Raw genomic sequence first — 13649 nt, 5'->3', positions numbered from 1 at the left:
GGGATGCTACGTGATTCTCCTCGGCGTCAGGTCGATTCTCAGGTCTTCGAGATCGCCGACCCTGTCGCCGAGATACCGCAGCAGGTCCTCCTGCCGTGGCTGACCGAGGACGAGTCGGTATGCGCCGACCGTTCGCATCAGCCGTGACAGGGCATGTCGTTCCTTGCTGAGCGGCAACGACGGCACGTACCGCTCGATCGCGGCACCATCGGCTCGTGGGAATACCCAGTAGGGGCTGAGATCGGACAGTCCCTGGGCCCGCGAGTCGGCCGCGGCGAGCGAGAACATCGCCTCCCACGGATCGCGAGCCTCCACGACCTCTGCCCGGCCGCCGTATTCGGCTGCCACGTTGCGCCGCACGGCATGACTCTTGTAGCGATGGACACGCCCCTCGCGCTGCTCGAGATCGACGGGATTCGACGGCAGGTTCCAGTGAACGACGGCGTGGCTGTAGCGGTGGAAGTCCAGCCCTTCCTGACCAACTGATGTCGAGGCGAGGACAAAAGGCCAGAACGGGCTGTTGAACGCGGCTCGGACCGCACCTTCGCGCTGCTGCACGCCGCCGTCTTCGCTCGCGGTCCGGCCGAAGCGGACGGCGAAGTGTGAGCGTGTTCTGCGATCGGTGAGCTCAACCCCGTCGGGCCGCGCCACAATCTCGTTGAAAGTGTTGCTGCTCGTCCGAAGGCCAAGACCGGCGCAGATTTCGCTCGCCACCTCCTCCGCCAGCTCCACTGGATCCTTGAGAAGTTGTTCCGCGACGACGTGCGCGTACTCGTCGAGCACCGACTGGAGCCCACCGTCGAAGGAGTGCCGCAGCACGGACCTCCAGTAAGTCGCTTCGTCCTCCTCGTCGGCATCGCCCCGTACCAGCGCGATGACGTGGGGCTGGTTGAACAGACTGCGGAGGCTCCACGAGATCGTTGACGCGTTGTCGCGGACGTTCCAGTCGGAAAGGGCATCGTTGCCGCCACAGACACGGGCTACGGCGCGGAGCGCACACACACCGGGCGCTGCAAGGGCCTGAAGCGTCAGCACCTCCACGAGATCATCGGGGCGCCGGCCGAGCTCGTTGACGGTGACAGCGTCGGCCTTCTCCAGGTGCTCCTCGAACCGGAGGTCGCGCGTTGCGCTCTCGTCGTCGTGCCATTCGAAGGCATGACCGCCGATGTACTCGTCCGTCCCGTCGAGGTGTCCGCGCTCTCGGTCGAGGAGCACCGGTGCGGCCCAGTACCAGGCCTGGTCGACGGGACCGTCAGGCGAGCCGCCGTCGGGCAGCGTGGCGACCAGGTCGCCGACGCGCGTGTGGACCTCATCCCACAGGGTCCCGCGGGCGAGGGGGAACGATGCACCGAGCTCGCGCGCGATCGCGACCGGATCACCGGCCTCAGCCAACGTGACGCAGGGGTAGATCAGAGCGACCACGGGCATGCCCGCCAGCCGTCCGCTGCTGTACGAGAAAGTGAGTCGTGGTGTGATCTGACGGTCGTACGCGCGGCCAGGATCGCTCGCGGACATGATCCGACGCTCGGCGTCGTAGCTCAGAACCGTGCTGATCGCCTTCGGGACCACCGACCACGACGAGAAGACGAGCCGCTTCGTGAACTCTTGGATCTCCGGCCTTGCGTACGCACCCGCGAGCTCGTAGTACGGGAGCGCCGGCGGGATCCACGCCAGCTCGTGGGCGCCGCGGCCCACGGTGTCGCCGGCCAGGCCGCGCATCTTCGCGTTGCCGGGGTCAATCTCCCGATACCGCGAGACGTCAGCCCACTGGAGGATACGTCCACGCGCCCGTCCCCGGAACGCGGCGGGGAGGTCGGGGTTGGTGTCGGCGTGCGCGCGGAGGGTCTTCTTGACCTTGTACCCCTCCATGAGCTCGAGGACGTACGGCGACGACCGCCAGTATTCGAGGAGATCTCCGCTGTTCAGAACGTTCGAGACCGCGCTGAGGCGCATGTAGTCGTTCACGTCGAGCGGATCTAGCCGCACGCCATCGAACGTTGCCTCCCGCACCATGCCGTCTCGGTCAGGCGTGGTGGCGAGGCGCTCGGTCCGGCACATGACGCGCCGGAGCTCGCGCTCGGCGCGGTCTCGCGCGATCTGCGCACCGTCGAGGTCGCCAGAGAACAACGATCTCCGCATGTCGCCGAGAGCTTCCTCGACGACCCGGGCTCGATCGTGGCCGGCAAGGAACTCGATCGTTGCGACGAAGTCCCGATAGTGGTCTTCACCCTCGGGCTCGTCCGGCAACGTGTACATCTTGAACGGAGTCGCCGAGAGCAGGAGAAGTCGGCAACCCGGAGCGTCGAACAGGGCGCGGGCAAGTTCCGCGCTGTCGTCGTCACCCGACATCAGATCCTTGAAGCGCTGGAACTCATCGAGAATCACGAGGTCTGGCTCGAGCGCGTCGACGGAGGCGCGCGCGAGTAGCTGGCGGAGGCGCCCGATCAGTCGGTACCGACGTGACGACACCTCCTGCGGGACTGTCTTTCCAGTGCGCAGGTAGGCGAACTGGTCGACGCACTCCTCGAGAGCATCGCGCAGCGGAACCCCGCCGAACTCGTCCTTCTCCACGGCGGCGGCGAGCGCCTCGGCCATCTCCGGCGGAATCTCTGAGCGATCGAACCACTTGATCTGCTGTTCGAAGCTCGACAGTGACGACTTGGCACGGAAGAACTGCAGCCACTTCCGCGACCGTACGGCCGAGTGCCCCCAGGCTGCAGCGAGCATCCAGTAGAGGAGCACGCGCTCCGGGGCATGCCCACCGCTGCTCTTCAGTTCAAAGGACGTCCCTGGCGAGAAGGAGACGAAGTTGACCTTGTTCTCGCGAAGGTTTCGGAGCTTCTTGGAGAGCATCGTCAGCCTGGTCGCCTCAGCGACAGACTCGCTGTCGGCCATCAGCAACTTGCGGAGGTTCTGCTGGGCTATCTGGGCATTGGAGCAGATGTACACGACGTCGATGCGGTCGATCGTGTCCCACATGTGATCGATTGCCTTCGCGATCACACCGCGAGCGACCATGGTCTTGCCGAGACCCACCTCGTCGGCGACGAGGAACCGCGTCGTCGGATCGTCTTTGCTCCAGAGTCGATCGTGGACGTAATTGACGGTGTCCCGCTGGAAGTCCTTGAGCTTGGCGATCTCAGCGTTCACATCAGGTCGTTGCTGCGTCATGCGGAGGCCTTCTTCGCCGCCCATACGGTCTTCCAGAGCGTTGCGATCTCGTCGGTCAAGTACGGGACGTGGTTGTCCTCATCCGAGAGGTCCTCGAACAGGCGTGCGACCCGGTCCAGGCCGTCGTCCCCACGCGCGGCGGCGCGGACGAGTGGTTCCAGCAGGACGAGGTCGTCGAAGATGGGTCTCCGTTCGCCCGTTCCCTCGCTCTCGGTCGAGCTTGAGGCGAGGAATCCAGGATCGAAGCTCGGGTCCTGCAGCAGGAGTGCGAGCAGACGGAGGAGGTCTCGCTCGTTCTCGACGAGGCTGCGGAGAACGGTTCGCGCCCGCGTCTCTGGTGCGCCGACGAGGTTGGCTGTGATCACGCAACTTCGGACGGTCGTGCGTCCGTCCCGTTCGAGCGTGGTCTCGATGGCGACGAAGGGTGTCAGGTCTTTCGTGTCCACCTCGGCCCACGTGACCGGACCGCCCGCCCAGGATCGTCTGTGCACGCGAGCCGGGAGCGAGATCGGTCGGATAGCCGTCTCACCGACGGACGGAACGGCGGCGTCGAGAGTGAGCTGGAGGTCGTGGTAACCATCGTCGCGTCCAGTGACGTGAAGCGTCGCGCCGGCTTCGGCCAGCGCCAGATGGAATGCCTCGAGGTCCCTCTCAGCTCGCATGTCCTCGTCGCTTGTTCCGTCGTCGGTAGTCGGCACATACTCCTGGAGCACACGCCGGAGTCCGAGCGAAGGGTCGTCCAGAATCGCCTCGACCCCAGCCTGGGCGCGACGTCCCGAGAGCAGGACCGAAGCCTCGACGTTGCGGCGAAAGGCTGCGCTGGTCGCGTTGGCCGAGCCGGTGAGGAGGTGCGACTCGTGTCCGGAATCCCAGGCGAACAGCTTGGCGTGCAGCCCTCGAGTCGGCTCGAGAAGCGAGCTGGCGCTGTCGGCCGTGCCCCGGGAGGCACTCGAGGCATTCTGGCCCCGCTGGTCCGTTCCGTTCGGGTCCGCCTCGTCTGACTCCGCAGGCGCTTGGAGGACGAAGGTCGAGATCCCCTCGAGCGCAGTGCGCCCGATCCGATCGAGCGTCTCGGCGCGTGAGACCACGACCGTGTCGTTTGAGTCCGGAAGACGGTCGATCGTGGTTCGATCGAGGAACGGCGAGACGACGAGCAGCCGGTCCGCAACCTCGGGAAGAGGCCACCGATCGCCGGGGTCGAGACCGATTCCCAGGAACTCGCCGTCGTGGAAACCCGCCGGGAGCTCGAACCGAACCATCCGCGCCGACGCGGCTAGCGACGCCACCGAATCGCCGTGCACCCCTGGGAGTGGCCGCAGCGCAAGCTGCGGGAGGCGACCGAAGAACTGCGCAACCTTCTCGCCGTCGAGCACACGCTGAGTGTCCTCGGCGGCCTCGTCGAGCTGCAGGATCGTGTCCCAGGACTGGTCGCGGGTCAGGTTGCGGCTGAGGACGAGCGTTCGATGATGCTCCGACCCGTCGGCACCGGCGAAACGTAGGAGCCACACCTTCGGATGGAAGGTGCCCTCGTCGGCCGTCGCGACCTCGACGACGCAACGTTCAGCGAACGTCACGAGGCGCTGGTACTCCGGCGGGACATGGATCGCCCCCGCTTGGCAGAACACCGTGGTCCGGTCGGCGTATCGCCGCACTGCTTCGAGAAGGGCGAGAGGGTCGGTGACTCCGCTGCTCGTGATCTCGTGGGCTGCCATCGCAAGCGGTGCCATGAGGAGTGAGGTGAGGTCAAGGCTGTAGGTGGACACCGCGGCGGCGTCGAGGCGCATGCCGGACGGTGGGTTGAGCGCATCGGTCAGAACGTGTCGGTCATCAGGCGACAGCATCGGCGACCTCCCTCGCGTTCGCGAGATCAAGGAGGTAACGCTGCGCGACTTCCCATCGGTATGAGAGCGCGACAAGGCCCGCGCCGCCGGTCCACTGAAGTCGTGCCGACGGGTTGTGGATCCGGCTCCGCGGTCCCTTGAGCTGGAGTTCGCGATTGGCCACGAGGGTGCGCGCGGCCTTCCCTGTCACGTCTCCCGTGCTGAGGATCCGATGCCAGGCAGTCACGAACGAACGTGTCGGGCTCCGGATCACCGACGTCGCATTCTCCGCCACGCACAGCCAGAAGTCATCGAAGTCCCAACCGTCGAGGCAGACCTCCGAGCGGGCGGTGTCGAGCCAGCGCTCGATGTCAGCCTCGTAGGTCTCGACCAGATCGTCCGACTTGGTCTTCTCCGCCAGGATCAGGTTGTAGAGGAGCGCGGCGCCGTACTGGAGATGGTGAAGGCGCTGCCCGTGATCGATCAGCCGCTGATGCCGCGCGTCGAAGGTCTCAAAGTGGGGGTGCTCCCAGATGAAGGAGACATTCGCCAGATCGTCATCCGTCAGAGGGTCTGCCAGCACGAGGTCGGCGAACAGCGACCCCGGGCACCGGCTGGCGATCTTGTCGCGTAAGTACCGCGCCTCGTCCTCTGTGAGGGCAAAGCTGGCCACCGAAAGGAAGTCCCGCGGTGGTGGTGGGATCTGGGGGTCGACACCCAGGGACGAGCGGCCCGGCTCGTCGTCTTCCCGTTCGTGATGACGACGACCTTCCTGCGCCGCGGCGCGGAAGTGTCCGGCGATCGAGGTGTCGTGCAGCCGCAGCCCGAACCGGCGGAGCGCAGCCCAGTAGGCAGCGCTGGGCATGCGCTTCAGCTTGTCCTTCGCCTGCTCGCCGATGACTCCGCGCCCGCCACCTTCGCCACCGGCCAGGAGGGCCTTGATGAGCTTGACTTCGCGGCTGCGGAGCTCCTGCTGGGCGCGGTCTGGCGTCCACCCGTGACGCGCGACGTCGTCCAGGAGCCAGGCGATGAACAAGAGGTAGCGAGCTCGGGTGTGCAGGACTGACGTCCCGGGGAACAGAGCATTCGCGAACGTGTCGCGGATCGTCCCGATTCCTAGCTCGTCCACCGCGGACTTGTCCTTGAACAGGTCGACGAGTTCGTTCATTCGGCGGTTCTGGTCCGGATCGGTGTCGAGCCAGGAGAGTCGTGAGGTCATGAGTGCTCCGGGAGGACGAGAGGGTTCCGTTATCGGTCGTTCGCAGACCAGAGAAGCTGATCGAGCGTGAGCAGGTCAACGTCCAGCTCCGCTGCCGCGGCATGCGCAACGGTCAGGATGGCGGCCTCGCCTCTGGGGACGGTGAAGCCGAGATCGCTGAGCGCGCGCCGAACTCGTATGTCGGGTTTCAATGCGCTCGCGCCACATCGCATCCGCAGGTAGCTGAAGAGCGCCACGCCGATGCCGCGGACAGCGCCTGCTACGGGGTCGAGGGCGGGCGCAAACTCCAGCCCTGTGACGTTGTCTGCCCAGACCTTGCACGCATCATCCTCTGAGATGCTGAGGTCTCTGGAGATCTCGAGCAAGTTGGTCGCCACGGTCGACATGGTGACGTTCTCGTCAGCGCGCAGGCCGTAGCGAGCTCGATCTGGAGTCTTCTGAGCGAGCACCTCGAGCGTTGGCTCACCGACATCCGCGGTCCATTGGTCGACTAAAGGACGCACGCGTTGCAGGTATCGCCGTTGCCGTGATGCGACGACGTCGAACACCATCGCGCCCCTGCGGCCCTCGTAGTAGCGCCCGTACTCCTCCGCGCTCCGGCGAGCTTCCTCGTCGTGCGTGGCGAGGAGCTCTCGCAGCTTTTCGACCGCGTTGCTCCACTCGGGCCGGCGGCGGAGGATCTCCAACACCGCGGCGTTGGTAGCGGTCATCAGAGATCGACTGGGGCGGAGGGCTGGGGAGAATCGGGATCAGTGGGAGTCGGTGGAGAGCTTGGTGTGTCCGCGCTGTCGGCTGCGACCGTCGGCGCGTCATCGACCGGGGGGAACGACTTCTTCGCGATGGCCGCAACCGTCCGAGCGAACGCGGCATCGAAGGTGCCTCCCACGACCCCACCAGCGATCGGGACGAAACGTACGAGCGCGACTGCGCTTCGTTTCGTGCCGTACTTGGCCAACAGCATGAAGCCAAACTTCTTGTTGATGGCGCGGATGACATCGATCGGAATCCTCTTGATCGCGGTCGTCGCTACGCCCTGGCCAACCTTGATCCCGAAGCCCCTGAGCGCGGCGTTCGGGGTGGAACCCGCGAGGGTGATCAGGATGGCGGCGCGAACGGCCTCATCCTGGATGTCCCACCCGCGAAGATGGGCGATGGCGGCCACCATGCGCGCGTTGATGACGGCTTGCACGGACACGTTGACAGGGAGCGCCGCGACCGTGGTGACAATGCCTCCCACGCTCGTGGCGAAGCCGACACCGCCGGCCCCCACCGTCGACTCTCGAACGATCCGCTGGATCGCACCGTCGACTGATCCCGCTGTCTTCTGACGTGACTCGGCATAGTCCCGCGCACCACCAAGTGGCCCGACGCCTTCGTCGATCACCTTCATCAACTGTGCGACGAGGGCCTCGCTCGCCCTCTGCGCCCTCGTATCCGTGACGATGTCGGAGTCGGGGCCGTCGATTGTCTCAGTCATGGTTCTCCATCTCCCATACCCCGCGCGCGAACGTGCGGAGGATGCGTTGGTGGGTCTGACGGGGGAGTTCACGCGTACCTGGCTCCCCGAACGGTGTCCCTGGCCGCGCCGGTGCAGCATCGAGCAGCTCATCGAGCCCGTCGCGCGCCAGCAGGAGAAGCCCATGGGTCGCACGAGTGCAGGTCACGGCGAGGCGGCCGAAGGCCGAGTTGAACTCATCGAGCCGGCTGGCTCCTGAGAGCGGGTGGAGCGCGACGGTGATGGCATTCGTCTGCCCCTGCCACGAGTCGACCGTCGAGGCGACGAGGACTCCGTCGGGGAGGTCGTGCTTACTCGTGAGCCGATCGACCACCTCTTGCGCATCGTCGACGGCCTGGTTGCGAGTCGCGAGCACGACGATCAGTGGGTCGCCGGAGGGCGAGTCGGACGAGGCCCGAGCCGAGCCCGCCGGCTCACCCTCGCCGTCGTAGGTCGTGGAGTGGACGGCGAACCCGCCCTCGATCAGCGATTCGATCAACTGTTCCGCGACACCCATCAGGGGAGGATCGATGTCGGGTGCCTCGGAGTCTTCGAGCCCCGCAACCTCCACGAGGGTCGGCACACCGCTCGCCACCGAGTCCCACACGAGTTCCTCGTCGCCACCTAGATCGCGCCGTTCGATCGTGCGGTCGCCGGGGCCTGCGACGCAGTCGAGCCGATCCCAGTCGCCATAGAACGCTCGCCACAGCGGAATCTGGGCGTGCGTCGGACGCCACACCGCCGGCAGGTCGATCGAGAAGGTCGTCGACGCGCCTTCGTACGCGGTAGGCCAGGCGCGGTACGGGTTGTAGCCCGGGTCTCCGCGCCAGGGGTTCTGGTTCGGGTCCAGTGGTGGCAGCTGTCCGACATCGCCGACGCCCACCGCGATCGGCGCGAGCTTCTCGATGCGATTGAACAGGTACAGCGGGAGTTGCCAGGCCTCGTCGACCATCAGCACGTCGAACGGGTACGACTCGTCCGCCTCGGGATCCTCGCGCGCGGCCCCGAGGTTCTCCAGCAGCCGGCTGCGCTCGCGGATAGCACCGAGTTTGTGCGACGTCCCGAGCACGACCTGGGCGTCGGCGGGTATCTCTGGTGTCGAGGAAGCCACCGAGACTTCACTCCGGACCTCCGCGGGGACGCCGGCGTACCTATCCCGAGAGACGAAGAGGCACACGGCGTCGGCGCCGAGCTCAGTACCGAGGGCACCGGCGAGGGCGAACACCTGCTTGTTCGTGAACGCGGCGACCGCGATCCGTTGGCAGTCCGGTTCGTCCAGCAGCTCGCCGACCATCCGACGGAGCGCATAGCTCTTGCCTGCTCCCGCGGCGGCACGGAGAAGAACCTTGTCGTAGGTGTCCGAACCACCGACGGCTGCTTTCGCGATCGAGATGGCTTCGTCCACCGCAGCAACGTTTTCGGCCGCGGCCGATCGATGGTGACGCGACTGCGCCGCGTCGTAGGCGACAGCTGGTGGAGTGAACTCGATCGTCATGGTGGCCCTCAGTCCACGTCGTCCAGTGTCAGCTCGCGGGGCGCCGACGTTCCCGGTGCCGCAACATCGGCGGACACATCCTCGCCGGTGTCGAACCGGTCCGTGTCGACGATCGGTGGCCAGGCCTGCGGGTTGAGCTCGCCGCGCTCACGGCGCTCGGCGAGCTGGTCGGCGTATTCGGCCTCGACCGCTTCGTGCGGCCGACAGCACCACTGGTGCTCGGCAGGATCGTCGGCGTAGGAGGTCGGGGTGCACGTCGGCTTGGGAGCCGCACGGTTGTCGACTCCAGGGCGCTTGACCGTTACTTCGTGGCCTGACCTTAGTCGGCTGTTGAACCACGACGTGGACGCCAGGACGATCTCGCTACCCACCTCGAGTACGGGCGGCTTGGCAGGCGTCCACAGAAGCTCGTCGTCGCCCGTGTCGACCAGCTCGCCGACTGCGATCCGGCCGAGCTTGAAGCTGCCTATCTGGATCTTCACCGTCGCGCTCGACTCCTCGACGACCGGGCGACCATCGATGTGGAGTGCGACGACGTCGGATCCGGCTCCGATCCGACGAGAACGGACCCGCAGTCGGATGGGATCTAGCGCGACGACGGTGGCCAAGGCCAGGTCGCGGGTGCCGGCATCAGCGGCGAGCTCGTGAGCCCGCGCGGGATCGGTGAGCGCCGTCAGCTGGCTCGCGCACGAGGCATCGCTCTCGAGCATCTCGACCTGCGCGTTGCGCCAGTATCGGTACGTCCGCGAGAACCGTACGAGGTCTGATGCGCGGAGCGCGAGGCGGCGGCGCCACACCTCCTGGGCGTCGGCCTCCAACGCTCTGTATGCATCGCGCAGCGCGGACGTGGGCAGGGTCTCGAGGACGGCCTCGGCACGATCCACGACTGCGCACTTGTACGCGAGCTCGTCGCGGACGAGGCGCTCGTACGTCGGCCAGTCGGGGGAGCCGCGGCGACTCGCAGCGTGGATGGCGTCCGAGGTGGCGTTGACCAGTCGCGCGCCGGGTGTGTGCGGGCGAGTGGCGACGTCGTCGGAGACCGCGCGGTGGTCGACTGGGTCGCCTGCTTCCGCCCAGGCGAGCAGGTAGTCGAGCCGGCCAGACTCGGAGCTGGGCCCACCGACCACGAGGTGGCTCGCGAGCGTACGCCGGAGGTCGATCACAGGCTGTCGCAAGCTCATCGCTCGGGCGCGGTCCTCCTCGAGCAGGAGGCTGACGGCGATGCGCGCCTCGTCCGGCAAGGGATCGGGGACCGTCGCCGGCTCGCCGTCGAACGTGAGTGGCTCGCGGCCTTCGTCGAGGTCGCGCTGCCACCGCAGGCGGCTCAGCTCGACGCCGGCGAGCGAGTCAGCGATCGAGACCAGCACGTCAGCGGTGGGTGCGTCGGGGACGACGAGATGGATGGGGTCGTCGCTGCTCTCGACCACCTCGCGCACGGCCTGCCCGACCGCGGACATCACTGCGAGGCGGGTCTGCGGCGCTTGCGGTTGTTCGAAGGTGCGAACGTTCCAGCCGGCGTCCTGGCCCGGCCCGCGAACCGCGAGGCCGTGAACGCCGAGTGCGGCGGCGTCCGACTTCGCGACGATGACGCGGACGCATCCTGCCGAGCCGATGGGGTCGGTCCGGCTCCGTTCGCGCCAGATGGGGAGCCCATTGACCGTGGCGCGCACCTGGTCGAGGGTGTCGACGGGAGCGTCACCGATCGTGCCGGTGCCGTCCACGAGGCCGACGACCGCGGGTCGCAGGAACGGATCGATCCCGATCTCGGCCAGAAGTGCCTCCGCGTCGTTCCGCCCGCGCAGTTCGTCGCGGCAGAATGCGTAAAGACTGCAGGTCGTGCAGCTCGCGGGATCGAACGCGGCCTCGATGTGCGCGACGTAGTCGCTGAGCTCTTCCTCGGTCGGTCGTTCCTCGCCGAGATCTTCCATCACCGCGACCCGTTCGCGGGCGCGGGCCAGCACCTCGTAGCGGTGGTCGTCCAGGCGTTCTACCACGGCCTCCGGCTGCAGAAACGCGTTCCGCGGCACGGCCAGAGCACCCCAGTCGTGGACCCGCATGCCGGTCGGCAGCGCGTTCCACTCGGCGGCCGCCTCGGCACCGAGCGCGACTTGGAGGAACCCCTTGAGCATCCGACCGTCGTCGATCTTCGATCGAACGCGTTCGTAGTCCTTCGCGTCGCCCATGATCAGCCAAGAACCGAGGACCGCGCCGCCCTCGTCCGTGCGCGGGCAGACGATCGCGAAGTCTGGCTTGATGGGCGTCGCGTCATCACGGTCGGACATCCCCACGTACGGAACGGCGAGGGAGGTGATCATCGTGGCTTGGCGGTCGGAGACCGCGTGGTCGTGCGCGTCCCGCAGGGCCGCAGCCGTCGCCGCCAGGCCGACATGCCCAGAGGCCCTGCGAACCGCGACGGGGCGCTCGAGCCCCAGCTGCCCGACAGCCTTGGTCACCAGCTCGGACACGAAGCGCTCGGAGTGGACGAGCGACTCGAAGGTCATCGCCCGCATCCACCGTGCTTCGGGGATGCCCGCGCTGGTGTCAGCGAAGCCGAGGTGATCCGCCAGAGCACTTCTGGAGACGTGCGTGATCATCGGGTCGGTCCGACGGAACCGCTCGCAGCCGGCGTGCGCCGACGCCGCGACAGCACTGCTGCCGCCGCCCGTGCTCAGCGAGGTCACCCCGAGATCGCCTCCTTGCCCTTCGTCCAGGAGGTTAGTGCCGCGCACCGACAGTCGTGGTCGGAATCGGGAGATCGGCGAGGGTCAGCGATGTACAGATTCGGCGCGGGCGAGCACATCATTGATGGCGTCGATTGCGTTGGCTGCGGCGTCCGCGACCTTCTCGCGGGCAGAGTTCAGCAGATGCCGGACCTCTTCTGCGGTGTCGGGGTCGAGTCGGTCGACGAGTGGCTCGTATCCGTGCTCACCCATGTGCGTCTCGATCAGCGCGATCCTGTCCGGTGCCTCGGCGGATAGGAAGTCGTCGTAGCGCCTCTGAGACTTGGATGAGTTGCAGGACCTGCACGCCGGCACCAGATTGCCGAGTCGGTGCTCTCCCAAGGAATCCCTGCTGATCGGCACGGCGTGATCGATCACCAGATCGCGCTCGGTCCCGCAGTACACGCAACTGAAGCCGAGCGAGTTCTTCGCGGTCAGCCAGTGCTTCTCTGAGAACGCCTCGAACTCGAGCTGCCCGAGCACGTACCGGACGAGAAGGTTCTGCGAATCGCCGATGGGGCTCGAGCGGAAACGGGCGCCGCCCTTCGTCGACCTTGGAGGTGGAGCGTAGGCAACGAGGTAATCGTCGGTGTCCTCGCTCGATATCCCTTCCGGCTCGAGTCCCTTGTCTCGGAGGTAGTGAATCAGGCCAGGGATGTTCCTGTCGTACCACTGGCTTGTCACGCGGAACTGCTCGTCGCCGATCGAGTGGACCTCGGACCAGTAGCGGTCTCCGGCTCCCTCCAGCTCGATCACGGTTACGAGGCGGAGAAACGGGAAGTTCAGTTTGAACTCGTCGTTGCTGTACTCGGCGCCTTGCAGGTGAACGGTTTCACCGGGGTCGATGCTGTGGCAGTGCTCGAGGATCTGGGGGAGGTTCGCACGGACGAGCGCGCCAGGCCTCGGCAGCGATCCGGAGTTCAAGGGTCGGGTCGGTGTCATGCGCTGCAGGCTAGCGACTCATCTGTGTCCCGCGGGGGCGATCACGCACGCGGGAGCCGAAGCCTGCGCTGAACAGTTCCGGGCGCAATCTTGTCGCCTGCGCGCTCCCACAGCTGCGCCGGTCGTCCTCCGTCAGTCCGAGACGTCGGCCGTCCATCGCCGTCGAGGTGGGCTTCGAGCCGTGGTGACATGCGACGGCGGAACGTGTCGCGTTGGAGCCGCTCGCCGAGCACCGCCTCATGCAGCCGCTGCAACTGAGCCAGGGTGAACGGACCCTCAAGCAGGCCGTCCGGATCAGGGGCGAGCTCGTATCGCTCGCGTATCGAGGCCGCAGCCTCGCGGACGATCTCTGCGTGATCGAACAGCAGCGCTCTGACCTCGTCGCTGCTGTGAGTCGCCTCGCCGACTGGCACCAGCGCCCCGTTTGCGCTATCGAGGCGAGCCGCGGGGAGGGCGAGGGCGTGAGCCAGTGTGATCGTCCAGGCGCGCGGGTCGCGGTCGGGTGCGTCAAACACGCGCAGCAGACGTGGTTCGGCGTCCTCGACTGTGATCCCGCCCTTCTCGGAGATGGTCGTCTGCACGCAGGCGCGGACCGTTTCGCCCTCGCGTAGGAATCGGCCCGGCAGGACCGGCCCGGTCGGGGGAGCAGCGCGGCTCAGTGTCAGCACCGCGAGGTGCCCTGTCCCCGCGACTCGCTGGTCTGGAACAACTGCGGTGAGGACGGCGACGTCGACGGCCACGTTCGGCCGCGGATAGCTGCGCAGATTGCTCACGGGACGAACTTAGC

The 13649-nt window shown here is 66.9% G+C and carries 9 protein-coding genes; all 9 read right to left on the bottom strand.

Features of this window, described 5'->3' with window-relative positions; all coding sequences use genetic code 11:
- Nucleotides 1–6: 6 nt before the first annotated feature.
- Nucleotides 7–3171: a helicase-related protein gene (locus CLV56_RS16160; protein ID WP_039342341.1), complete on the bottom strand. Its 3165-nt coding sequence runs from the start codon at nucleotides 3169–3171 to the stop codon at nucleotides 7–9.
- Complete coding sequence (locus tag CLV56_RS16155; RefSeq protein WP_039342251.1) at nucleotides 3168–5012, bottom strand: phospholipase D family protein; 1845 nt, start codon at nucleotides 5010–5012, stop codon at nucleotides 3168–3170. Before CLV56_RS16155 ends, CLV56_RS16160 begins: the two co-directional genes overlap by 4 nt.
- Entirely contained in the window at nucleotides 4999–6210 is a 1212-nt protein-coding gene (locus tag CLV56_RS16150) for a DUF6361 family protein (RefSeq protein WP_039342249.1), read from the bottom strand. The genes CLV56_RS16155 and CLV56_RS16150 overlap by 14 nt, the downstream gene beginning before the upstream one ends.
- Nucleotides 6211–6239: 29 nt before the next feature.
- Nucleotides 6240–6920: a hypothetical protein gene (locus CLV56_RS16145; protein ID WP_039342247.1), complete on the bottom strand. Its 681-nt coding sequence runs from the start codon at nucleotides 6918–6920 to the stop codon at nucleotides 6240–6242.
- Nucleotides 6920–7687 (bottom strand): EcsC family protein, encoded by a 768-nt coding sequence (locus tag CLV56_RS16140; protein ID WP_100415278.1) that lies wholly within the window; start codon nucleotides 7685–7687, stop codon nucleotides 6920–6922. Before CLV56_RS16140 ends, CLV56_RS16145 begins: the two co-directional genes overlap by 1 nt.
- Nucleotides 7680–9200 carry an AAA family ATPase gene (locus tag CLV56_RS16135; protein ID WP_039342243.1) on the bottom strand — a complete coding sequence of 507 codons (1521 nt, stop codon included), beginning with the start codon at nucleotides 9198–9200 and terminating at the stop codon, nucleotides 7680–7682. Before CLV56_RS16135 ends, CLV56_RS16140 begins: the two co-directional genes overlap by 8 nt.
- An 8-nt stretch (nucleotides 9201–9208) precedes the next feature.
- Nucleotides 9209–11881 (bottom strand): hypothetical protein, encoded by a 2673-nt coding sequence (locus CLV56_RS16130; protein WP_039342242.1) that lies wholly within the window; start codon nucleotides 11879–11881, stop codon nucleotides 9209–9211.
- Between the two features lie 84 nt (nucleotides 11882–11965).
- Complete coding sequence (locus tag CLV56_RS16125; protein ID WP_100415277.1) at nucleotides 11966–12862, bottom strand: HNH endonuclease; 897 nt, start codon at nucleotides 12860–12862, stop codon at nucleotides 11966–11968.
- Between the two features lie 41 nt (nucleotides 12863–12903).
- Entirely contained in the window at nucleotides 12904–13635 is a 732-nt protein-coding gene (locus tag CLV56_RS16120) for an NrtR DNA-binding winged helix domain-containing protein (RefSeq protein WP_039342239.1), read from the bottom strand.
- Nucleotides 13636–13649: the final 14 nt, after the last annotated feature.

It is taken from the genome of Mumia flava (assembly GCF_002797495.1).
Taxonomy (GTDB): domain Bacteria; phylum Actinomycetota; class Actinomycetes; order Propionibacteriales; family Nocardioidaceae; genus Mumia; species Mumia flava.
Note: the sequence above shows the minus strand (reverse complement) of the source record. Positions and strands in the feature narration are given on the sequence as shown.